This is a genomic window from Streptomyces fuscigenes (genome assembly GCF_021556455.1).
In the GTDB taxonomy this organism is placed as follows: domain Bacteria; phylum Actinomycetota; class Actinomycetes; order Streptomycetales; family Streptomycetaceae; genus Streptomyces; species Streptomyces fuscigenes.
In genome coordinates this window covers 1-22,599 of sequence record NZ_JAKGCV010000043.1, presented here as the reverse complement: position 1 = coordinate 22,599, position 22,599 = coordinate 1, and the positions used below count along the sequence as shown (strand labels likewise).

Here is a 22,599-nt window from a genome sequence, read left to right as displayed (position 1 = left end):
CCGAGGCCCCCCGGGCACCGTCACCGGCCCGCGAGCCGGCGGGCCGCCCGTCCGGTCATCCCCGCGGGACGGCCGGGGACGGCGGCACGAGACGCGCCGCTTCGCCGCTCACCCCCGCGGGGCCGCCGCGGACGCCGACCCGTCGTACGCGGCCACTCCCCGGACCAGCTGCGTGAACTCCTTGCCGCTGGTCGTCAGGTTGAGCTCCACGTCGATCTCCCAGCGCCCCGCCGCGGGGTTCGCGGCGACCAGGTTCGCCGCGGCCACCGTCCTGCCGGACGCGTCGGTGACCGGCTTGCCGGCCACCTGCTGGACGACCTTGCCGCTCGGATCGAGCAGCCAGAACGTCATCGGGTCGTCCGCGCTCGCGTCCGGCGTCGTGAAGGCGACGTCCAGTTCGTGCTTGCCGGCGGGCACGTCCAGGTCGAACGTGCTGATCTGGCCGACCTGCCGCCCGACGCTGCTCGTGATCGTCGTGTCGAACGCGCCGCCGCGCGAGGGGATCAGGGTGCGGCGGGCGACCGGCACGGACGTCCGGGCCCCGTCGGTGGCCGCGAACTGCACCGACTCCGGGTGGTCGCCCGGCGCCGCGGGCATGAGCACCCGCAGCGGCACGGTGGTGCTCGCGTGCGCCCCGATCCGCACCTGCCGCGCCGCCGGGGTGGTCACATAGTGCTGACCGGTGGTCCGGAAGGAGACCGTGCCCGTGTAGGTGCCCGGGACGTTCGGCGGCTCCTGGAGGTGCGCCCGGCCGTTGGCCCAGAGGATCTCCGCCTTCCAGGTGCCGGGCACCGGGGCGGTGACCTCGACGTGCTGGATGTCCGACACCGTGCCCGTCCGGCCGGGCACGGTGGCCGCCGTGCCGTAGTCGTACGAGATCTGCGTCAGGCGGCCCTTCGGGTCGGTCAGGACGAACGAGAGGACCGTGCCGTTCGCCGGGTCCGGGATGATCATGTCGGCGTTCAGCCGGTCCAGTCCCCTGGGCACGTCGAACGAGACCGGCTTCGCCGCCGTCGCGCCCTTGGCCGGCACCGGCAGGCCGGGATCGGGTGCGCCGACGTGCTCGGTGACGGTCCTGCCGAACTGCTTCACCGGGCTCAGCGACCGGTAGGAGGCGCCGACTCGGGTGTCCTCGCGCCCCGCGTTGTACAGGGTCACCGACTGGGAGCTGAGGCCGGCGTGGTCGGTGACGTCCAGTTGCGTCGGCGAGGTGACCACCAGGCCGCCGGTGCCGGTCGGCCGTCCGTGGCGGGACAGCGTCGTGCCGGGCTCCTGCTGGGCGGCCTTGACCGCCGCGTCGATGTCGAGCAGACCGGATCCCTGCTGGTCGGCGGGCGCGCCGATGTCGGTGGCCGTGCTGGTGAGGAGCGCCTTGACCTGGGCCGGAGTCGGCTTGGCGCCGTGGTGGGTGTCGGCGTAGGCCTGGATGACGTCGGCCGCCGCTCCCGCCACGAGCGGGCAGGACTGGCTGGTGCCGCCGAACGCCTCGGTCGCCGTGTTCGTGGGGCAGTCGCTGCCGTTCGGGTTGCAGGCCGCCTCGCCGCCGTAGCCGGGCGCCGCGAGGTCGACGACACGGTTGTTGGGGGCGGTGCCGCCCGAGGACAGCGGGGTGATGTTGTTGTTCGTCCACTTGGTGTAGCCGGTGGCCTGGGCGTTGAGCCGCAGGGTGTTGGTGGCGCCGACCGCGATCACCTGGGGATCGGTGGCCGGCGAGGAGACCGTCCCGGAGTCGCCGCTGTCGCCGGAGGAGACGACGACGGTCACCCCGGCGGCCACGGCCGCGTCGTTGGCGGCGTAGAAGGCGGCATAGCGCCCGGGCCTGGGGGTGAAGCCGTACGACTCCGAGATGATGTCCGCGTGTTCGGTCACGACGGCGTGGTCGATGCCCGCGATGATCTCCGACTCCGGCTGCTGGACGGCGCCGCCGGCACCGCTGGGCGGCGTGTCGATCACGGAGCTGTCGACGAGCGAGGCGTCCGGCGCGACGCCCTTGATGGTGAAGGTGCAGCCCTTGGGCAGGCCGGAGAAGGGGAGTTCCTTCGCGTAGTCGTAGACGACCGTGCCCTGCCCGGCGATCGAGGAGGCGTCGCCGTAGAACTCGCCGTCGCTGTGGTCGGCCGTCGGATCCGGCGCGTCCAGCACGACGGGCGTGCCGTTCCTGCGGATGAAGTTCGGGTTCCCGGCGAGGTCGTTGATGCCCTCGTTGGCGACGATCACGCCCTTGCCGGTCGCGATGTCGTTGGCCTCGTCCGTGGCCCTCGGGTCGTCGGAGGAGGCATGGACGACCGACAGGGCTTCCGGCTCGGTGAACGGTTTGCGCGGGTCGGCCGGGCACAGCGCGGGGTCGAGCCGGGCCGGCTTCGCGTGGGGGGCGGTCGATCCCGGGTCGACGGTGACGGCCGCGTCGGGGAGGATCTCGGTCACGGCCGGATCGGCCCGCAGCCGCCCGACCTCGGCGGCCGGCAGGTGCGCCGCGACCGCGTTGACGGCGACCAGCTGCCGTACGTCCGTGCCGCCGTGGGCCTTGATGTCGGACACGATGGAGCGCTGGTCGGAGCGTGTGGCGGTGGTCCGGGCGGTGCCCTGCGCCCTGAGGTGGAGGCCGGCGTGCTGGTCGGCCAGCACGACGATGACCGCTCCGCCCGCGTCGGTGCCGTATGTCGCGGGGGCGAGGGGTGCGGCGGTGGCCGCGCCGCCGCCGAGGGTGGTGAGGGAGATGCCTGCCGCGAACGCCGCTGTCAGAGTGGCTAGAAGAGCTCGATTCACGAAACCCTGCCTTCGTCCGGGTATGGGTGTCCCAGGAGCTGCTGACAGCAGGGCAGTCAACTCTCCGCATCCACAGACGCACAATCAAGTGACGGTAATATCAACAGTCCACTGCGGAGGCTGGTGGCGCTATGTGCCCTATCGGACGGTGTGCGTCGAGCGGCACGCGGGGACCCCGCGCCGGCGGCCGGGCGGGGTCCTTCGGATGGATGGTGTGTTTCGCGCCAACTGGCCCGAAGCGGGGCAGGGTTGCCAGCCCTGTGCGTCGCGGGCGGTCCGCGCCGTGAGCGCCGGGGCGTGACCGCGTCGCCCGTGGGCGGAACGCGGCCGCGCCCGGATCAGTGATCGAGTGCGGGCGTCGGCTCCGGGAACCGCCCGCAGAGCCAGTTACCGGGCTCGGACGGGTCGTCGCTGGTCCAGAACTCCCGCCACAGACAGGCGAATTCGTCGCGGCTGAGGTGGCCGTCGCCGTTGAGGTCGAGCAGCTCGAAGACGCCGGTCATGTCGACGGGCTGCCCGTTCCAGGTCTCGACGAGCCCGCGGTGCTCCTCCGGCGAGATGCGTCCGTCGCCGTTGCTGTCGACGGCGTCGAAGATCGTCTCCGCGGTGGCGGTCACGTGCGGCAGCATGGTGGGCAACCGGTCGACCAGCGTGAGCAGTTCGCCCAGGTCGACCGTCCCGTCCCCGTTGGCGTCGCCTGCTTCGAGCAGTGCGTCCCACCACGCCATCAGGATGTCCTCGACCCGGGCGCGCAACTCGGTCCCGGGTGCGACGCGCGGCAGCCTGCTCCAGCGGGCCACCAGCGACCTGAAGTCCTCCTCGCGCAGATAACCGTCACCGTCGGCGTCGAACGCCGCGAACATCCCTCTGAGCTTGCGCTCCTGAAACGCGCTGGCCATGAGCGGCCCCCTTCGACTGCGAGCCCGGCCGTGCGACCGCGGTCGCCCACGTCCGCAGGGCCCCCGGACAGCGTGACTATAGGCCGATGAAAGGCCCGGCTCCCACGGGAACGTGTGCACGTGCCGTCACTCGTGCGGTGGGTTTCGGGGCGCGACGAAGCGTGCCACCAGGGGCGGGACACACGTCAGTGGGTCGGCCGCCGGTGTGCTGCCACGCCGGTTTCGGTGGCATCGCCTTCCCCGGGAGCGCCGCGCGCCCCTGCGGCGGGATGGCCGGCAGCGCCGGGCCGCGTGCCCGTACGGCGTCGCGGCGCCCGCGCGCTCCCGTACGGCGCCGCAGGGGTGTGTCCCGTCAGGCCAGCAGGCCCACCAGCCGGTCGTGCACACCGTCCCGGCCCTCCACCCGGTGCGGCACCAACCGTTGTTCGTCCGCGGCGTCGCGGGCGAGGACGTGCAGCCGGCCGTTGTGGCGGGCGAGCACCAGGTCGGTGCTCTCGCCGGCGATCTCGGCCGAGCCCTGCGCCGTGTAGTGGGTGACGGTCACCAGCGAGGAGCGCTCCGACGAGGCGAGCAGGGCGTCCGTGTCCACGGCTGCGTCCCGGTCCGCGAGCGGCCCCCGGGGCAGCCAGTCGACGAGCATGTCGAGCGCGTCGTCGAAGGCGTACAGACCGATCTGGTGCACGCCGAGCGCGTCGATGCGGACCATCAGGCAGATGTGCTCGGGCTGCGGGAGCAGCAGGATCCGCCAGGGCTCGCCGGGCCCCGTTCCGCTCGTGCGCGCGTCGAGCACACTGCGGGCGCGCTGCTGGAAGGCCACCGCGATGCCCAGGTCGCCCCGTACCTGGATCTGGTCGGGCGTCGAGCCCGCGACGAGCAGCTGCCGGGCCGTCAGCGAGCGGACCGCCTCCGCGAGGACCTCGTCGGACGGCCGGGCCTCCAGGAAGTCCACGATCGCGTCGACCGCGGTCAGCTCGGCGATGGTGTACGCGCCGAGCAGGACGGGGCCGGTGTCCACGAGGTTGACCACGGCCGAGACCAGCCCCTCGGGCACGGCCGCCGCGCCGGGGTCCGACGGCGCGGGCCGGGGAGCGTCGCTCATGGTGTGCCTTTCGTGCGCAGGATCTCGGCCAGTGCGGCGGGGCGGTGCTCACGCAGGACCGCCGCCGCACTGCCCGAGGGGGTCTCGGTCACCCACACGTCGGAGTTGCCGAACAGGCCCCGCCCCGACCGGCCGGGCAGCGTCCGCCCGAGCTCACCCGCCAGGTCCTGGCGGTCCGGCGGCGGGAAGCGGGCGGCCAGGTCCTTCGAGACCGCGGTGACGTCGTCGTCCTGCTCGATCCGCCGCAGGGCCTGGGTCAGCGCCCGGGCGACGGGCGGTGTGAGCGAGGTGGGCAGCGCGAGGTTCGGCGACAGGTACATCGGGCGCCGCTCCGTCATCCGCGACAGGCCCCAGGGACCGACGTTGCTGCGGGTGACCCGGTAGACCACGTAGTCCATGAGGTGCCGCAGGTCGCTCACGCTGGGGATCCTGCTCGCGCCGAGCGCCGCGGGAGTCTTCTCCAGCTGCACCCATGTGCCCTGCCGCGTGCGCCCGTGCAGCTTCTCCCGCACGACCTGGCCGCGCATCCCGATGTCGGGATAGCGCTTCTTGTCGATGTCGTGGTGGTGGCTGGACAGCCGCGTGTGGCTGACCTTGGCGAACTTCCACTGCTCGTACAGATCCGGGTCGTCCACCAGGACGTGGCCGCCGCAGAGCACGTCGTGCAGCTGAGGCACCTGCAGCCCGTTGCGCTCCAGGTCGGTGACGATGACCGCTTCCTCGGGGCTGAGCCGCTCCGCGGCCTCCACGAGACCCTTGCGGTACTCGCCCGCCCGGGCCGTGATCTCGATCATCAGCCGCACCCTGCGGCGGACCGCGTCGGCGCGCCGGTCGCGCGCGCCCCGCGAGCCGGGGGCGCCGGAGCGTCCGGCGTGCTTCGCGAACGTCAGCGGGTGCTTGGGGTCCACCCGGCCAGTACAGCACGCCCCCCGCCGGCGCGCCCCTCGCGCGCGTCCCGCCGCGTCCGGGCGCGGGTGCGCGGGTGCGTCTACGCGTGGGTGCGAGGGCGCGTGGGTGTGTGAGCGCGGGGAGGGGGCGGGGGTCCCGGGTGGGGGAGCGACGTGTCGGACGTGCGCGCCGCGACTGCGTGTAACCTGCCCCCGTGTCAGCCACCCGCCTGCGGCGCGTCGCGGTGCTCGTGCTCGAAGGGGCGAAGCCGCTGGACGTCGGCATTCCCGCGCAGGTCTTCACGACGCGGGCCAGCATGCCGTACGAGGTGCGCGTGTGCGGCGCGGCGCCCGGTCTCGTGACCGGCGGTGACGGCCTGTCGTACCACGTCGCCCACGGGCTGGACGCGCTCGGCTGGGCCGACATCGTCTTCCTCCCCGGCTACCGGCACCCCGACCGCGAGGACCCCCCGGCCGCCGTGGTCGACGCGCTGGTCGCCGCCCACGCCGGCGGCGCGCGGCTCGCCGCCATCTCGACCGGAGCCTTCGCGCTCGCGGCCACCGGCCTGCTCGACGGCCGGCGCGCCACCACCCACTGGCACTACACGCGGGCGCTCGCGGCCAGGCACCCGTCCGTCCGCGTCGACGAGAACGTGCTCTTCGTCGACGAGGGCACGGTCCTCACGTCCGCCGGCGCCGCCTCCGGCATCGACCTGTGCCTGCACGTCCTGCGCGGCGACCTCGGCGTCGCCGCGTCGAACCACGCGGCGCGGCGCCTGGTCGCCGCCCCCTACCGCAGCGGCGGGCAGGCGCAGTACGTGCCGCGCAGCGTGCCCGAGCCGCTCGGCGAGCGGTTCGCCGGGACGCGCGAGTGGGCGCTGCGCCGGCTGGAGGAGCCGCTCACCCTGGAACTCCTGGCCCGGCACGCGGCGGTGGCGCCGCGCACCTTCTCCCGCCGTTTCGTCGAGGACACCGGGTACACACCGATGCAGTGGGTGATGCGGGCCCGCATCGACGTGGCGCGCGAACTGCTGGAACGGTCGGGGCGCGGCGTCGAGCAGATCGCCGCCGACGTCGGCCTGGGCACGGGCGCCAACCTGCGGCTGCACTTCCAGCGCATCCTCGGCACGACGCCGAGCGAGTACCGCCGTACGTTCGCCCGGGGGGAGTAGCCGCGCCCGCTGGCACGATCCTTTCGAACCGTGGCGCTCGCACCGCTGTCACCGGCGCACGCGGCGAGCGAGCCTGGTGGGGAACGGAAGGGGCACCACACATGACTCGCATCGCCATCAACGGCTTCGGACGCATCGGGCGCAACGTGCTGCGCGCACTGCTCGAACGCGACAGCGACCTGGAGATCGTCGCCGTCAACGACCTCACCGAGCCCGCCGCCCTCGCGCGGCTCCTCGCCTTCGACTCCACGGCCGGCCGGCTCGGCCGCCCGGTGACCGTCGACGGGGACACCCTCGTCGTCGACGGCCGCCGCATCAAGGTGCTCGCCGAGCGCGAGCCGGGGAAGCTCCCCTGGGCGGAGCTCGGTGTGTCCGTCGTCCTGGAGGCGACGGGCCGCTTCACCTCCGCCGAGGCCGCCCGCGCCCACCTCGACGCGGGCGCGCGGAAGGTGCTCGTCAGCGCACCCTCGGACGGCGCGGACGTCACGCTCGCCATCGGCGTGAACACCGACGCGTACGACCCGGCCGCGCACACCGTCGTCTCGAACGCGTCGTGCACGACGAACGCGCTCGCCCCGCTCGCGGCGGTGCTCGACGAACTCGCGGGCATCGAGCACGGGTTCATGACGACAGTGCACGCCTACACGCAGGAGCAGAACCTGCAGGACGGGCCGCACCGCGACCCCCGGCGCGCCCGCGCCGCCGGGGTGAACATCGTGCCCACCACCACCGGCGCCGCCAAGGCGATCGGCCGCGTCCTGCCGAAGCTGGAGGGCAAACTCTCCGGCGACTCGATCCGCGTGCCGGTACCGGTGGGCTCGATCGTCGAACTCAACACGACCGTCGCCCGCGACGTGACGCGCGACGAGGTCCTGGAGGCGTACCGCGCCGCCGCCGCCGGTCCGCTCGCCGGGGTCCTCGAGTACTCGGACGACCCGCTGGTGTCGTCCGACATCACGGGCAACCCGGCGTCGTCGATCTTCGACTCGGCCCTCACCCGCGTCGACGGCCGCCACATCAAGGTGGTCGCCTGGTACGACAACGAGTGGGGTTTCTCGAACCGCGTCGTCGACACGCTCGAACTCCTCGGCTCCGCCTGAGCCGTGGCCGGTCCGGTCGTGTGGCCGCCGCGGGCACGCCGCCGGCCCGCCGCCCGGTCTCGGGGCGGCGGGCCGGCGGCGTGGGGGGACGCGTGCGGATCAGCCGTCCAGCGTCGTGCACAGCTGCCGCACGACCGCGGACACGGCCTCCCGGCCGCGGGTGAGGAAGTGGCGCGGGTCCACGGTCTCCGGCCGGTCCGCCAGGACCTCGCGGACCGCGCCGGTGAAGGCGATGCCGAGGGCCGTACCGATGTTGACCTTGGCGATGCCGGCGGCGACGGCGCGGCGCAGCTCGTCGTCCGCGACGCCGGAGGAGCCGTGCAGCACCAGCGGCACGGGCACGGCCTCGCGCAGCCGCGCGATCAGGTCGTGGTCGAGGGCCGCCGAACGCTCCGTCATGGCGTGGCTGCTGCCCACCGCGACGGCCAGCGCGTCCACCCCGGTGTCGGCCACGTAGCGCGCGGCCTCCTCCGGGTCGGTGCGCACCCCGGCGGCGTGGGCGCTCGCCGGCGCGTCGGGCTTGCCGCCCACGTAGCCGAGCTCCGCCTCCAGCCACAGCCCGGCGCCGTGCGCCCACTCGGCCGCCGCGCGCGTCGCGGCGAGGTTCTCGGCGTACGGCTGGGCCCCGGCGTCGAACATCGCCGACGAGAACCCGGCGTCCGCCGCGCGGCGCAGCAGCTCCATGTCCGTGACGTGGTCCAGGTGCAGCGCGACACCGGTGCCGCCGGCCCGGGCCGCCTCGGCCGCCGCCCGGGCGATCGGCTCGACCCGGCCCCCGTGGAAGCGCACGGCGTTCTCGCTGATCTGCAGGATCACGGGGACCCCGGCCGCGGCGGCGCCCTCGGTGATCGCCTCGGCGTACTCCAGCGTGATCACGTTGAACGCCGCGACGGCCCGGCGGCCGGCGGCGGCCTCGGCGACGAGGTCCCGCGTGGATACCAAGGACATGGATGGTTCCTCTCGTTGTGGGTGCGAAACGCCGCGGGGGGCCGGCGGGCAGGGACGTCGCGCGTCCGCACCCGCCGGCCCCGCCGCGGTCAGGACCTCGGTGCGGCCGCGGCGCTCGGCGCCGCCGGGGCGGCCTCCGCTCCCGCCGCCTCCGTGTCCTCGCCGCTCTTCTCGTCGCTGTACACCATGAGGGTCGACCCGACGAGGGCGAGCACGATGCCGATGGCACCCCACACGTTGGGCAGTGTCCGGTAGACCGCGAGGGAGAGCACGATCGTCAGGACGGGTGCGAGCGCGTTGGTGACGGGCGCCACGACCGAGGCCTTGCCCCGGCTGAGCGCCATGACGAGGAACAGCGCGCCGATCGCGTTCAGGACCTGGGTCACGGCCGTGAGCGCCGGAGCCTGCCAGGGCGCGCCCGAAGGCAGTCCGCCCATCATCGCGAACGCCACCGGCACCAGCAGCAGTCCGCTGATGGTCATCCAGCCGAAGGTGGTGGCGTCGTTGACGCCGATCAGTGCCGCCTTGCGCATGCAGAACGCCTGGGCGCCCCACGCCACGCATATCAGGATGGCCATGAGCAGCCAGGGGCCGTGCGAGTGCGTTCCGCCGCCCCCGCCGGGGATGCTGAGCAGGACGATGGCGGCCAGCGCGGCGACCACGCCGCCCACGGCCATCCGGGCCATCCGCTCGCGCAGCAGGACCGTGGCCATCAGCACGGTGATGACCGGCGACAGCGACACGACGGGGAAGATCAGGTACGCGGGTCCGTCGGCGAGCGCCTGGAACAGCAGCAGCTGCCCGCCCGCGCCGGTCAGCCCGGCCAGCAGCCCCCACAGCGCGGCGGCGGGACGCCGGTCGAACCGGTGGCCGCGCAGCGCGAAGTACGCGGGGATCAGCATGGTGAAGGCCCAGATGATGTAGATCATCTCGTTGGGGTAGCCGTACCGGCTGTTCGGCTGGCTGGAGAAGGCCCCCCAGACGCCCCAGAACACGACCAGCAGGGTCGCGTAGAGCATCCAGCCTCGTTTGGCGGTGGTCATGAGTGGTCCTCTCCCGAAGCGGGCACCGGGGCCGGGCGCAGAGCGTCGAGAGCGGTCCGGTCGAGTGGGGTTCCGGCGAGTTTCGCCGCGTAGAGCGCGGCGCCGACGACCGGTTCGTACAGCGGACGCCGCAGCTCGTAGCCGTCGTGTCCGTCCGCGAGTGCGGTGCTGAACGCGTCCAGCACCGCGCCGGCGGCGAACGTGCCGCCGGAGTAGGAGACCGGGACGGTCTCGTCCGGGCCGAAGCCGAGCCGCTCGCGGGTCACGTCCACGAGCAGGGCCAGTTCCCGCCCGGCGTCCGCGAGGATCGCGGCCGCGGTGGTGTCGCCCAGGGCGGCCGCCTCGGCCACCTGGCGGCTGAGCGCCGCGATCAGGCCGCGGTCGCCCTTCCACCTGTTGTGGACGATGTCGATCACGTCCAGGTCGGAGGGCGCGTCCAGGTGGCGGCGCAGCACCCCGGCCAGCGGGCCCTCGGGGAGCCGTCCGTCGCTCATCCGCGCGAAGGCGTTGAGGCCGGCGATCGCGATCCAGTACGCCGAGCCCTCGTCGCCGAACAGCTCCCCCCAGCCGCCGACGCGCACCCCGCGGCCCTGCCGCTCGCCGTACGTCATGGAGCCGGTCCCGCTGATCACGTTGATGCCGTCGACCGCGCCCAGCGAGCCGGCCCAGCCGCACACCATGTCGTTGTCGCAGGCGTAGCGGTCGTGCCCGAGCACCGCACGGGGCGTGGCGTCCAGGACGGGGAGGTCACCCGAGGCCTCGCCGTAGCCGGGGAGGGCGAAGAAGGCGTAGTCGACGTCCGCCGGGGTCAGCCCGGCCGCCGCGCAGACCTCGTCCACGCCCTCTTTGAGGACGCGCCCGACCAGGTCGATGCCGCCCGAGAAGTAGTAGGAACTCGCCGCGGTCGCCCGCCCTGCGATCCGGCCGTGCCGGTCGACCAGGCAGAACGCCGTCTTGGTACCCCCACCATCGACACCCAGGAACATGTGGAACCTCCGTACGGCATGCAGTCGGCACACCTTTGAGCCGATTGCCTCAGTTGTCGAGCGGGTGCAGGATCACGCCCTGCACGACTCGGTTGACCTCACCCGAGGGGAACGGGTTGTCGGGTCGGATGCCCCTGCCGAGGGACGAGCGCAGAGCGATGAGCTGGGCGCACACCACCGCGGGCAGGGCGAGGGCGGCGTCGTCGACGTCGCCCAGATCGGGGAGCGGCACGGTGCCGCCGGCCTCGGGCCCGGCGCCGGCGGAGACCGTCACGACGCTGCCGGGGGCGAGGCCCGCACGCAGCTCCGCGACGATGTCCTCGTCGTACTGGCGCGTGTACGGGTCGTTCGACACGTAGACCACGACCACGGTTTGTCCGTTGAGTACCGCTTTGGGGCCGTGTCGAAATCCTAGCGACGAATCGGACAGCGCCACGAGGGCTCCGCCCGTGAGTTCGAGCACCTTCAGCGCCGACTCGGCGGCGAGGCCCTTCAGCGCGCCGCTGCCGAGGAAGACGATGCGCTCGGGGGCGCGGTCGACCAGGCCGCCGATGACGCGCCCGGCGCCGCCGTCCTCGATCAGCCGCTCGGCCGCGCGGGCCAGGCGCTCGGCGACCCCGTCGTAGGCCGCGCCGCCGAGGGAGAGCAGCGCCGCGAGCGTCATGCAGGTGAAGCTCGACGTCATCGCGAAGCCCTGGTCGTTCGACTCGGCGGGCATCAGCAGGACGTACGACGAGGAGCGGCGGCCGTGCTCGCGCGCCAGGCTGCCCTCCGGGTTGCAGGTGATCACGAGGTGGTGCACCTCGGAGAGCACCTGGTCGGCGAGGTCGGTGGCGGCCACGGACTCGGGGCTGTCGCCCGACCTGGCGAAGGACACCAGCAGCGTCGGCACGTCCTGGGCCAGGCAGCCGCGGGGATCCGCGACGAGGTCGGTGGTGGCCACCGCGTCGACGCGCCGTCCGAGCTGCCGGGCGAGCGCGGCCTGGAGCACCTGGCCGGCGAACGCGGACGTGCCGGCGCCGGTGAGCACCACGCGCAGGTCGGCGCGGTCCGTCAGCGGACGCAGGAACGCGTCCAGGTCCGGGCGGGCGGCCGCGACGATCCGGTCCACCTCGCGCCACAGGGCGGGCTGCTGCGCGATCTCGCGCACGGTGTGGGCGCCTCCCTCGGCGACGACGGGCAGGCTGCCGGAGTGGGTGGTCACACGTTCTCCTCGGGGGTGCAGGCCTTCGCGTAGTCGCGAAGGACGTCGCGGACGCGGTCCACGGCCAGGTCGCGGGGCGCGCTGGCGAGCTCCCCGCGGCGGACGCGCGCGTACTGGTTCGGAAGGTGGGCGCTCAGCAGCGGCAGCGGGATGTCCAGGGCCGCGAGGTTGTCCAGCAGCCGGGTCTGGGCACGGACGATCTCGGGATCCGGCCAGTAGTAGCGCAGCCGGTCGCTGTAGCTGTAGCGGCGGGCGAGGCGCTGCTCCTGGGGGTCCCCGGGGTAGTAGCCCTCCCACTTGGCCGGCTCGGCGAGCATGCGCCGCTCGACGACCTCGGGCAGGTGCGAGCGCTCGGCGGGCGCCACCAGTTCGTCCTCGATCGCGGCGAGGGCGAACAGCGCCTCCCGCAGGGCGAAGGTCAGCCCCGGGCCGACCTTCAGGACCGCCCAGTGGTCCTCGACGAGCGCGGTCAGGGCCCCGGTGGTCTGGTAGTCCGTCGAGTGCGCCTCGAAGACCATGCCGGGTTCGTCGTCGAGGACCCGGCGCAGTTCGCGGGTCCGCTCCGGCCGGTAGTCGACGACCCGCAGATGGTCGAACTCCACGGCCGGCTGGACCACCAGCGCCATGACGCGGGGCCACACGTCCTCGATGCCGTGGGCGGCGAAGGCCTTGCGGTGCTGCTCCAGCGTGGTGCGGGCGGCCTCGGCCGTGGTGGGCGCGAGGGCGCCGAGCTCCTCGTGGGCGCCGCCGGGCGTGGGCACCTCGGTCCCGATCACGTACCGGATCCGGGCGGCACCCTCGGGCCCGGCCGCGTCCTCGGCAGCGCGGATGAGGCGCGCCGCGCGCTCGGCGACGACCTCGTCGCTCAGGGGGGCGCTCTCGCCGGCGCAGGGGAAGCTGCAGTCCAGGTGGATCTTCGTGAAGCCGGCCGTTGCGTACGCGGCCACCAGGGCGTCGGCCCGCTCCATCGCCTCGTCGGCCGGCATGTCCTGCCACCGGTTGGGGCCGAGGTGGTCGCCGCCGAGGACGACGCGGTCCAGAGGCAGACCGTGCTCCGTCGCGATGGCGTGCACGAGGTCGCGGAAGTCGGCGGGCCGCATGCCGGTGTAGCCGCCGTACTGGTCGACCTGGTTGGACGTCGCCTCGACGAGTACGTGGTCCCCGGTCTGAAGTGCCTGGGCCACCGCCGCCTCGATGACCAGCGGGTGGGCCGAGCAAACGGACGTGATGCCCTGCGGCCGGCCGGACTTCTGCCGTGCGACCACTTCGTCCAGCGGGCTGTGCATGGTGGGCTCCTTGCGTTTCATGCCATGTTCTGAGCCCATTTGCCCCAATGGCCCGGAACTCGAATGGAACCTTACTGGCCTGTTTCGTGGTCGTCAATGGTCCATATCTGGTATGCTTCTGGTATGGCTACTTCGGAATCGAGCGCCTCCCTCCCGCGAGGTCTCCTCGCGGACGACGCGCTGCCGCTCTACGCCCAGGTCGCCGCGCGCCTGTGGGACGACGTCACGGAGCACGGCGCCCGCGAGGGCGACCGGCTGCCGTCGGAGCGGACGCTCGCGACGCGCTACGGGGTGTCGCGCGTCACCATGCGCGCCGCGCTCACGGACCTGGCGGCCAGGGGGCTGACGCAATCGGCCGCGGCCCGGGGCTGGTTCGTGGCGCGGTCCACCGAAGTCCCGGCCCCGGAGGGCGTCCCCGCCACCCCCGGCGCCGACGCGCACACCGTCGAAGGCTTCGCCGACTACGCGAGCAAGCACGGGCTGGTGACACGCAGCCGGGTGCTGCACTCCGTGGTCCGGCCGGCGACCGTCGCCGAGGCCGAGACGCTGCGGATCGGCCCCGGGGCGGCGCTGTTCGAGATGCGGCGGCTGCGCTTCCTCGACGACCTCGCGGTCGTCCTGGAGCACAACAGGCTGCCGCTGGCCCTGTGTCCGGCCCTGGCCGAGACCGACTTCACCACGGCGTCGCTCTTCGCGACACTCCGCGGCGGGGAGCCGCCCCAACTGCCGCGTGTCGCCGACTACTCGGTGGAGGCGAGGCAGCCGGACGCGAACGAGCGGGAACTGCTGGAGATCACCGACACCACGCCGGTGCTCCTCGCCCACCAGCTCGCCTTCAACCAGGAGGGACGGCCGCTGGAGCTCACCCTGGCCATCTACCGGGGCGACCGCTACCGCTTCCGGGCGTCCATCACGTCCTGAGGGCGGGGGTCCCGTGCGGGGGTGGGGGTGGCGTTGGTGTGATCGGTGGGCGTTGTGCGCGGACGGGGCGGTGGCGGTGTGACCCGGGCAGGGCGGGCGGCCGTGTGTCCCGGGGGTGCCGACGGCCCGCCGGGCGTGGTCCCGCACGCCTGCCGGACCCGGCGGCGCCTACCGGGTCCGGTGGGGCAACGGCCGGCGCCGGCCGGGGAATCGCAACCCGCGGCCGGAGCCGGCGGCCGGAGGTGCGGGCGGCTCCGGGTGGTAGGGGGAGGGGCCGGGTCCGCCGCCCGCGTCCGTGGCGGGCCCGGCCGGCCGGTCAGCCGTGCGACACGGTCAGCCCGTAGAAGGCCACGCGTGCGCCGTTGGTGGTGCTGCTCGATGACGACTGGTTGTAGGAGCCGGCCTTGAAGTACTGCTTGTAGGCGTTGAAGGACGACGGGATGGGGTAGTGCGTCGTGCTGCCGTTGACCGTCAGGTCGATCGTGTTCCCGCCGGAGACGGCGATGGTGTAGGTCCACGTCTTGCCGACCGACACATGGCCCACGGTGTGCGTGTTCTGGCCGCCGGAAGGCGAGTTCTCGATGCCCGCGACGATGTCGCCGTTGGAGTGGTAGTAGAGCTCGATCAGCGGCTTGGTGGAGGTCCCGCCCGTGCCGAGGTGGATCTGCCCGACGCACACGTTGGACGTCACGGACACCACGCGCAGGGTCGCGCTCAGCTTGTGGCTGCCACTGAGCGACCAGTTCGCCGCGGATCCGTTGGAGTTCATCTCGCGCAGCTCGGAGCGCGCGTAGTTCGAGTTGGGCGTCGTGACGCCCTTCTCCGGCGCCCAGAAGGTCATCGCGCCGTCACGCGTGTCGGTGTAGAAGTACGAGTCCTGGAAGCCGTTGTCGCCCTGGAGCCGCGAGGACGAGATCGTGGTGGGCGAGCCGGGGGAGCCGACGGGCTCCTGCAACTCCCAGACCGACAGGTTGAAGTTGCCGCCCGGCGCGACGTCCGGCGACGCGGCGCTGGCGCTGCCGCCCAGGCTGAGGACGCCTGCCGTCCCGACGGCGGCCGCCGCGGCGAGGAGCTTGGAGTGGAGTTTCATGTGGGGGCCCTTCCGGAGCTCGGGTTCACTGACGTGAACCAGGTCTAGTCCAACGAGGCGCGTTGAACTGGATAGCACGGCCCCTTCGCGGCGTCAACGGTCCGCGCAGCAACCGGTGTTCATCTCCGCAGCTCACCGGGTTCATCCGAGGTGGCCGGGGTGGTCACTCGCCGCCCCCGCGACGCCCGTGGACCGTGCTGCTCCTCGCGTCGCGGGAAGGGCCTGGCTGTTCACATCGCTGAACAACGGTCCGTCATGCGACGACGAAGGACGCGGCCCGACGCCGCCCCGCTCACCCGGGGAGTCCAGGGCAGTGTGGTTCGGACCGGGTCGGTTGCCGGTCCAGGTCCCCCGTTGACGGGTGCTCGGCGGGCGAGGACGGAGCCGCTGAAGCCGGACCTGGAACAGGTCACCGAACCCGGTGTCCACGGGAACCGCAGGCCTCGCTCACCGCTTTGCTTCCCGGGTCAGGTCGGCGACGAGGGCGCGAATCCGCTTCTCGATGTCGTCGCGGATGGGGCGCACGGCGGCGAGGCCTTGTCCGGCGGGGTCGGGGAGATGCCAGTCGAGGTAGCGCTTGCCGGGGAAGACGGGGCAGGTGTCGCCGCAGCCCATGGTGATCACGACGTCGGAGGCTTGCAGGGCCTCAGTGGTGAGGACTTTGGGCACCTCGGCGGCGATGTCGATGCCGACTTCGGCCATGGCCGCGACCACGGCCGTGTTGACGGCGCCGGCGGGCGCGGAGCCGGCCGAACGTACCTGCACACGGTCACCCGCGAGGTGGGTGAGGAAGGCGGCGGCCATCTGCGAGCGGCCCGCGTTGTGCACGCAGACGAACAGTACGGAGGGCGCGGCGGTGTCAGGCATGGGCGGGATCTTCCTGCGGGGCTGAGGGGGACGTGAAGTAGCGGCGGGCGTAGACGGCGACGTGTACGAGGCCGATGAGGGCGGGGACTTCGATGAGGGGGCCGACGACGCCGGCGAGGGCTTGGCCGGAGGTGGCGCCGAAGGTGGCGATGGCTACGGCGATGGCCAGCTCGAAGTTGTTGCCGGCTGCGGTGAAGGCCAGCGTGGTGGCGCGCGGGTGATCGAGTCCCACGGCGCGGCCCAGGGCCATCGATCCGGCCCACATGAGGGCGAAGTAGACGAGCAGCGGCAGGGCGATACGGGCGACGTCGAGCGGCTGCGAGGTGATGGCGTGGCCCTGGAGGGCGAAGAGGATGATGACGGTGAACAGCAGCCCGTACAGGGCGAACGGGCCGATGCGCGGGACGAGCCTGGTCTCGTACCAGGTGCGGCCCTTGGTCTTCTCGCCGATGCGGCGGGTGAGGTAGCCGGCCACGAGCGGGATGCCGAGGAAGATCAGGACACTGCGGGCGATCGTCCACACCGGGACGTCCAGGGCCGTCTGCTGGAGGCCGAGCCGGCCGGGCAGGACCGAGAGGTAGAACCAGCCCAGGAGCGAGAACGCGATCACCTGGAACACGGAGTTCAAGGCAACCAGGACGGCGGCCGCTTCACGGTGGCCGCAGGCCAGGTCGTTCCAGATGACGACCATGGCGATGCACCGTGCCAGGCCGACGATGATCAACCCGGTGCGGTAGGCGGGCAGATCCGACAGGAAGAGCCACGCGAGCGCGAACATGAGGGCCGGGCCGGCGACCCAGTTCAGCAGCAGGGACGGCAGCAGAAGGCGCCGGTCTCGGGTGACGGTCCTGAGGCGGTCGTAGCGGACCTTGGCCAGCACCGGGTACATCATCACCAGCAGGCCGAGTGCGATCGGCAGGGACACCCCGGTCACGGTGACCTTGGCCAGGGCATCCCCCAGCCCGGGAACCGCGCGCCCCAGGCCGAGCCCGAGCGCCATCGCGGCGAGGATCCAGGCGGCGAGGCAGCGGTCGAGGAACGGCAGCCGCCCCGCAACGCCCCCGGGTGCGGCGGCGCTCACGAGGCGGCGCCGGCGGACTCGGGGAGGGGCTCACCCGCGGGGCGGGCGAGGACGCCGGCGAGCCGGTCGGTCATCTCCGGTACGAGCCGGTAGTAGACCCAGGTGCCGCGCCGCTCGCTTTGGATGAGGCCGGCCTGCCTCAGCAGCTTGAGGTGGTGGGAGATGGTCGGCTGCGAGAGGTCGAAGGCGGGGGTCAGGTCGCACACGCAGATCTCGCCGCCCGCGCGCGAGGCGATCATGGACAGCAGCCGCAGGCGGACCGGGTCCCCGAGTGCCTTGAAGACCTTGGCCAGCTCTCCCGCCTGGTCCTCGTCCAGGGGCGCGGTCAGCAGCCGCGGGCAGCAGGCGGCGACGCCATCGGTACGGCCCGGCACCGAAAGCTCTTGTTTCGACATGCCTCTATATTGACAGCCTTCAATTCAGCGCGCAAGCTATATCGAAGGACATCAATGCAATCGACGGGAGCCCACCATGTCTCGCACCCAGCTCGCCCTGCGCGTCAGCGACCTCGAAGCGTCGATCAGGTTCTACTCGAAGCTGTTCGGCACCGAACCGGCCAAGCGGCGCGAGGGCTACGCCAACTTCGCCATCACCGAGCCCCCGCTCAAGCTCGTCCTCATCGAGGGCGAGCCCGGGCAGGACACTCGGCTCGATCACCTTGGCGTCGAGGTCGAATCCAGCGACCAGGTCGACGCGGCCACCGACCGGCTGAAGCATGCCGGCCTGGCCACCTTCGAGGAGAACGACAGCTCCTGCTGCTACGCCCTCCAGGACAAGGTCTGGGTGCACGGCCCCGGTCGGGAACCCTGGGAGGTCTACGTCGTCAAGGCCGACGCCGACACCCTCGGCAAGAGCGCGGACGCCGCTCCGGACACCTGCCGCACCACCGCCGGCGCCTGCTGCTCCACCGCCCCCGCTCAGTAGCCGGTCCGTTCCGCCGGCCCGATGCGGGAACCGCAGCCCGAGCCGGCTGTGTTCCACGACGGACGAGCCTCCGACGCCTCCCGCAGTCCCGTCGAGACGTTCCGCGACACGGCCCTGCTCCTGCCCACGCTCCTCACGAGGGCCGGGCCGTTCGTTCCGTGTGGGGCGGCAAGGTAAGTCAGCGGGTCTGCGCCGCCCCCGCCGGGGCGCCTTGCCACCGCACTCGGCGGCGCGTCAGGGGGCGGGCCGGTGGCCGTCAGTGGTGTTTCGCTCCCGAGTCCGCCTCGATCGAGAAGTCAGGCACGACGCGCCGCAGCCATCCGGGCATCGCCCAGTTGAGGGGCCCGATGAGGTGCATGAGGGCCGGGACCAGCAGGCCCCGGATGATCAGTGCGTCCACCAGGACGGCGAACGCGAGGCCGAAACCGAACTCCTGCAGCACACGCTGATCGTTGATGAGGAAGGACCCGAAGACAAGGATCATGATGCCGGCCGCCGCCGCGATGATGCGCCCGCTCTTGGCCTGGCCGATGGTCACCGCCGCGTGGTTGCGCCGCCGTCCGGAGCCGCGCGGCAGCATCGGCTCCTCCGCCGGCGTCCCCGACGCGCGGTGGGCGCCGTGTGCCCGACGGGTCCCCGCCTCCTCGGCAGGTGTCCCTCGGCCCTCCCCGTTCCCGGCGCTCGCGGTGCGTTCGCGCCTCCGCGCGTTCCACTCCTCCTGGATGCGGCCCACGAGGTACACCTCGTAGTCCATCGAGAGGCCGAACAGGACCGAGAACAGCACCACGGGGATGAACGCGTCGACGGGACCCGTGCCGTTGATGTTGAGCACGTCCTGGGCCCAGCCCCAGGTGAACACCGCGTTGAGCGCGCCGAGGGCCGCGCCGACCGACAGCAGGTTCATCACGGCCGCCACCAGCGGGACGAGGATGCTGTGGAACACCGCAACCAGCAGCAGGAAGGCCAGGACGACGACCACCGCGACGAACAGCGGCAGCTTCCCGCTGAGGACGTGCGAGAAGTCGATGTTGGCCGGTGTGGCGCCCCCGACGTGGATGTCGAGCCCGCTGCCGGACTCGGCCGCCGGGATCAGGTCGTCGCGCAGTGTGGACACCAGCGAGACGGTGGCCTGAGCGCCCGGGCCGGTGTCCGGGTACAGCACCGCGAGCGACACCTCGCGGTTCGGCGAGGTCAGGGGCGGCGTCACCCGTGCCACTCCGGGCGTGTGCGCGGCCGTCCGCAGGAACTGCACGAACGCGGCGTGCTGGGCCGGCGACGTCACCTTGCTCACCAGCTGGAACGGCCCGTTGAAGCCCGGCCCGAAGCCTTTTGCCAGGGCGGTGTAGGCCTGGTGTGTCGTCGAGGAGGGCGGATCGGTGTTCGCGCCGGACGAACCGAGGCGCAGACTGAACGTCGGCAGCGCGATCACCACCACGACGGCGAGGGCCGCGACCGCGACGTACGGGCTGCGCGCCTCGACAAAGGAGGCCCAGCGCAGCCACGACCCGCCGGCCCGCTCGGGACGCGGCCCCGCCGCGGCGAGCGCCCGTCGCTCCCGCCGCGAGAGGATCTTCGGCCCGAGGAAGCCGAGCACGGCCGGCAGCAGGGTCAGTGCCGTGGCCATGGTCAGGGCGACGGTCAGGGCGGAGGCCGCCGACACGCCGTACAGGAAGTCGACGCCGAGCGCGAACTGCCCCAGCAGCGCGATGCACACCGTGATGCCGGCGAACAGGACCGTGCGGCCCGAGGTGTTCACCGCCTCCTGCGCGGCGTCCCCGAAGTCCCGCCCCGCCCTCACGGCCGCGCGGTGCCGGCTCGTGATGAACAGCCCGTAGTCCACCCCGACTCCGAGCCCGATGAGCACCGCGAGGTCCCGGGAGACGCTCGGCGTCTCGAGGACGTGCGAGAGGAGGGTGATCAGGGACGTGCCGATCGCCAGGGCGACGACGGCCGTCAGGAGCGGCAGCAGCGACGCGAACACGGCCCCGCCGAACACGATCAGCAGGACGACGAGCGCCGCGACGAAGCCGACGCCGACCGAGACCCCCGGGCCTGCGCTCTCCTCGTTCGCGATCGACCGGCCGCCGAGCGAGATCTTCACGTTCGGCCCGTCGGCGCTCTTCGCGGCGTCGATCAGCCGCGAGGCGTCGTCCTTCGTCACGTCCGCCGCGACCTTGTCCCAGGTGACGGTCGCGAACGCGATCGTCCCGTCCTTGCTGACCTGGCCCGCTCCCCGGGCGCCGTACGGGCTGCTCACCGACTCCACGCCGGGGACGGCGGCCACCTTGTCCAGCGCGGCGGTCACCGGCTGCCGGACGGAGGGCGACCTGATGTCCGCGCCGCCCACGGCCTCGATCACGACCTGGTCCGCCTCGCCGGACGCCGAGGGGAAATTGTGGGTGAGGAGGTCGACCGCGGCCTGCGAGTCCGTTCCGGGCAGGCTGACGCTCTCGTCGTAGCGGCTTCCGTACACCTGGCTCAGGGCGACGGTGGCGACCACCGCGACCAGCCAGAACGCGAGCACGCTCCGGCGGTGCTCGAAACACCAACGGGTCATCTTGAACATTGGCATTCCCTGCTGCCGGCACGTGCGGTACGAGAGCAGGAAATCCATACCAGCAGGCGGACCGCCGCCCGGAACGCGCCATTCCATTCAGGACGTGTCGCCGGTCCCGGTGTCCGCCAACCGGGTCAAGGCGCGCGACGGGGGAGGCACACGCACGCCGGTGTCCCGCCGCCGGACCGGCGCCCCCGCCGATCCCGGAGCGGGGACCCGGCACGCGGCTCGTGCCGGCGCGATTGCCCCGCTGCCCCGCCCCGCCGTGCCCGCTCCAGGCCGGGCGTCCCGTGCCCCGCCCCGCCGCGGGCGTTCCACGCCAGCCGCCCCGCCCGGCCGCCGGCTTCTTGTGCCGCCAGGCCCCTACGGCATCGGCACCGCGGGTCCCGGCGGCGTCCAGCGCCTGGTGCGCGGGACGGCGGAGGACAGCCCGTAGTCCTTCTTGAGGTGTTCGGGGATCGCGTAGTGCATGACGCGGCCGCGGGTGAGCGAGGACAGTTCGAACAGAGTGGTGAGGTGGCCTAGGCGGTCGAGCGCCATGGCGCCGAGCGGGGAGCGGTCCTCGATCGTCTCCAGCACGTGGAGCAGCGCGGGGGCCGCCCGCACGACGGTGTCCCACGGTGTGCGGGGCACCTCGAGCCAGTCGGCGCAGGTGTCGCCGACGAGGTGGCGGACGAGCGCCCCGACGACCGGGTCGAGGAAGGTGCCGGGAACGACTTCCTCGTACAGGTCGATGAGCTGCCGCGTCAGCTCCGCGCCTTCCTCGCTCGGCCCCATGTGCCGCGTCATGTACAGGTCGGAGAACTCCCGCGCCCCGGCCATGTCCCGGGGCACGTGGTCCTGGTCGACGCCCAGCATGGCCCCGACGACACGCCAGGCGTACAGGTACGACTCGGCGCCGTCGACGCTCATGTGCACACCGAGCCGGTGCAGGGCGTCCAGGACCTGGATCGAGAACATCATCTGCCCGCCGATCATGTCCTCCTGGCAGATCGGCGTGCCCAGCGCGGCGACGTCCCAACGGCCCTCGCGTGCGAGGTGGTGGCGGATCGACGCGTGCAGGAGCCGCACCTTCTGGGCGGCCGGGACGAAGCGGCCGCCGGCCTCGAAGGCGTTCGGCTGCATGAGGTGGACGGTGAACTGCCCGGTCTCCGCCATGCGTTTGGACGGGTACTTGAGGGAGTGCGTGGCGGAGAGCAGCTTCGCCACGTGCGGCACGGCATAGCAGGCGGGCATGGACGCGAACGACAGCGCGGTGGAGATGTGCACGTTGTTGTCGATGAAGAACAGCCGTGCCTTCTCCATCTCGTCCCAGTCCACCCAGGCGGGCGGGGACGACGTCTCGTGCAGGTACGCGCGGGCCACCTCCGGCAGTCCGTCCGGCAACTCCTGCCCGGCGGTGGACACATACCGCATCAGAGTGTTGAACTTGCCCACCTCGCCCCGCTCGAACAGGGTGGCGACGGTGGCGTCCGCCAGCTCGTCGCCGACGGTGCGCAGGGCGTCGAGGGACTCTTCGGTGCGGGCCATGACGGCTCCTCGGTTCGGGGTCGATCGGTCGGCGGCGGTGCGGTGGTGCGGTGGTGCGGTCGCGCGGTGGTGGCCGCGTCGCTGGTGCGGCGCGGCGCGGCGCGGCGCGAAGCTGTGGCGTGGTGCGGCGCGGTGGTGCTGCGGGGTGTGGTGCGACCACCCGGCCGGACCGGCGGTCTTTGCCGTCACGGTGGGTGCGCGGGGCGTCCCCCCGGGTCCGGCGGCCCCCCGCGAACCGG

19 protein-coding genes are annotated in these 22,599 nt (G+C 72.8%); 4 read left to right on the top strand and 15 right to left on the bottom strand.

The window, feature by feature from the left end:
* Positions 1–108: 108 nt before the first annotated feature.
* From L1885_RS07110 to L1885_RS07095, 4 genes are all read right to left on the bottom strand, one after another.
* Positions 109–2,766 (bottom strand): S8 family peptidase, encoded by a 2,658-nt coding sequence (locus L1885_RS07110; RefSeq protein ID WP_235796130.1) that lies wholly within the window; start codon positions 2,764–2,766, stop codon positions 109–111.
* 338 nt (positions 2,767–3,104) lie between these two features.
* Entirely contained in the window at positions 3,105–3,665 is a 561-nt protein-coding gene (locus L1885_RS07105) for an EF-hand domain-containing protein (RefSeq protein WP_235796129.1), read from the bottom strand.
* 352 nt (positions 3,666–4,017) lie between these two features.
* Positions 4,018–4,764 (bottom strand): hypothetical protein, encoded by a 747-nt coding sequence (locus L1885_RS07100; protein ID WP_235796128.1) that lies wholly within the window; start codon positions 4,762–4,764, stop codon positions 4,018–4,020.
* Positions 4,761–5,672 carry a hypothetical protein gene (locus tag L1885_RS07095; RefSeq protein ID WP_235796127.1) on the bottom strand — a complete coding sequence of 304 codons (912 nt, stop codon included), beginning with the start codon at positions 5,670–5,672 and terminating at the stop codon, positions 4,761–4,763. Before L1885_RS07095 ends, L1885_RS07100 begins: the two co-directional genes overlap by 4 nt.
* 194 nt (positions 5,673–5,866) lie before the next feature.
* Here L1885_RS07095 and L1885_RS07090 point away from each other — a divergent pair, with 194 nt between their 5' ends.
* The gene (locus L1885_RS07090) at positions 5,867–6,823 is read left to right on the top strand and encodes a GlxA family transcriptional regulator (RefSeq protein WP_235796126.1); all 957 of its coding nucleotides are present in this window, start codon (positions 5,867–5,869) and stop codon (positions 6,821–6,823) included.
* A 101-nt stretch (positions 6,824–6,924) separates the two neighbouring features.
* The gene (gene gap / locus L1885_RS07085; RefSeq protein ID WP_235796125.1) at positions 6,925–7,923 is read left to right on the top strand and encodes a type I glyceraldehyde-3-phosphate dehydrogenase; all 999 of its coding nucleotides are present in this window, start codon (positions 6,925–6,927) and stop codon (positions 7,921–7,923) included.
* A gap of 99 nt (positions 7,924–8,022) precedes the next feature.
* Here the strand turns inward: gap and L1885_RS07080 are convergent, their stop codons facing one another.
* The 5 genes from L1885_RS07080 to L1885_RS07060 form a co-directional block, all read right to left on the bottom strand.
* A complete protein-coding gene (locus L1885_RS07080; protein ID WP_235796124.1) occupies positions 8,023–8,871 on the bottom strand; it encodes a class II fructose-bisphosphate aldolase in 849 nt (282 codons plus the stop codon).
* Positions 8,872–8,960: 89 nt separating this feature from the next.
* Complete coding sequence (locus tag L1885_RS07075) at positions 8,961–9,914, bottom strand: DMT family transporter (RefSeq protein ID WP_235796123.1); 954 nt, start codon at positions 9,912–9,914, stop codon at positions 8,961–8,963.
* Positions 9,911–10,900: an N-acetylglucosamine kinase gene (locus tag L1885_RS07070; RefSeq protein ID WP_235796122.1), complete on the bottom strand. Its 990-nt coding sequence runs from the start codon at positions 10,898–10,900 to the stop codon at positions 9,911–9,913. Before L1885_RS07070 ends, L1885_RS07075 begins: the two co-directional genes overlap by 4 nt.
* Positions 10,901–10,949: 49 nt before the next feature.
* Positions 10,950–12,104, bottom strand: a complete 1,155-nt coding sequence (locus tag L1885_RS07065) for an SIS domain-containing protein (protein ID WP_235796121.1) — start codon at positions 12,102–12,104, stop codon at positions 10,950–10,952.
* Positions 12,101–13,390, bottom strand: a complete 1,290-nt coding sequence (locus L1885_RS07060; RefSeq protein ID WP_235796120.1) for a D-tagatose-bisphosphate aldolase, class II, non-catalytic subunit — start codon at positions 13,388–13,390, stop codon at positions 12,101–12,103. The genes L1885_RS07065 and L1885_RS07060 overlap by 4 nt, the downstream gene beginning before the upstream one ends.
* A gap of 123 nt (positions 13,391–13,513) precedes the next feature.
* On the opposite strand from L1885_RS07060, the gene L1885_RS07055 reads away from it, so the two are divergent.
* The gene (locus tag L1885_RS07055; protein WP_235796119.1) at positions 13,514–14,311 is read left to right on the top strand and encodes a GntR family transcriptional regulator; all 798 of its coding nucleotides are present in this window, start codon (positions 13,514–13,516) and stop codon (positions 14,309–14,311) included.
* Positions 14,312–14,627: 316 nt separating this feature from the next.
* Here the strand turns inward: L1885_RS07055 and L1885_RS07050 are convergent, their stop codons facing one another.
* From L1885_RS07050 to L1885_RS07035, 4 genes are all read right to left on the bottom strand, one after another.
* Positions 14,628–15,401, bottom strand: a complete 774-nt coding sequence (locus L1885_RS07050; RefSeq protein WP_235796118.1) for a polysaccharide lyase family 7 protein — start codon at positions 15,399–15,401, stop codon at positions 14,628–14,630.
* A 447-nt stretch (positions 15,402–15,848) separates the two neighbouring features.
* Positions 15,849–16,268, bottom strand: a complete 420-nt coding sequence (locus L1885_RS07045; protein WP_235796117.1) for an arsenate reductase ArsC — start codon at positions 16,266–16,268, stop codon at positions 15,849–15,851.
* Positions 16,261–17,349, bottom strand: a complete 1,089-nt coding sequence (gene arsB / locus L1885_RS07040; protein WP_308117285.1) for an ACR3 family arsenite efflux transporter — start codon at positions 17,347–17,349, stop codon at positions 16,261–16,263. Before arsB ends, L1885_RS07045 begins: the two co-directional genes overlap by 8 nt.
* Positions 17,346–17,744 carry an ArsR/SmtB family transcription factor gene (locus L1885_RS07035; RefSeq protein ID WP_235796116.1) on the bottom strand — a complete coding sequence of 133 codons (399 nt, stop codon included), beginning with the start codon at positions 17,742–17,744 and terminating at the stop codon, positions 17,346–17,348. Before L1885_RS07035 ends, arsB begins: the two co-directional genes overlap by 4 nt.
* A gap of 76 nt (positions 17,745–17,820) precedes the next feature.
* On the opposite strand from L1885_RS07035, the gene L1885_RS07030 reads away from it, so the two are divergent.
* The gene (locus L1885_RS07030) at positions 17,821–18,273 is read left to right on the top strand and encodes an ArsI/CadI family heavy metal resistance metalloenzyme (protein ID WP_235796115.1); all 453 of its coding nucleotides are present in this window, start codon (positions 17,821–17,823) and stop codon (positions 18,271–18,273) included.
* 256 nt (positions 18,274–18,529) lie between these two features.
* Here L1885_RS07030 and L1885_RS07025 read toward each other — a convergent pair whose 3' ends face one another.
* Both L1885_RS07025 and L1885_RS07020 read right to left on the bottom strand, forming a co-directional pair.
* Positions 18,530–20,839, bottom strand: a complete 2,310-nt coding sequence (locus L1885_RS07025) for an MMPL family transporter (protein ID WP_235796114.1) — start codon at positions 20,837–20,839, stop codon at positions 18,530–18,532.
* A gap of 354 nt (positions 20,840–21,193) precedes the next feature.
* The gene (locus tag L1885_RS07020) at positions 21,194–22,360 is read right to left on the bottom strand and encodes an oxygenase MpaB family protein (protein WP_235796113.1); all 1,167 of its coding nucleotides are present in this window, start codon (positions 22,358–22,360) and stop codon (positions 21,194–21,196) included.
* Positions 22,361–22,599 lie beyond the last annotated feature (239 nt).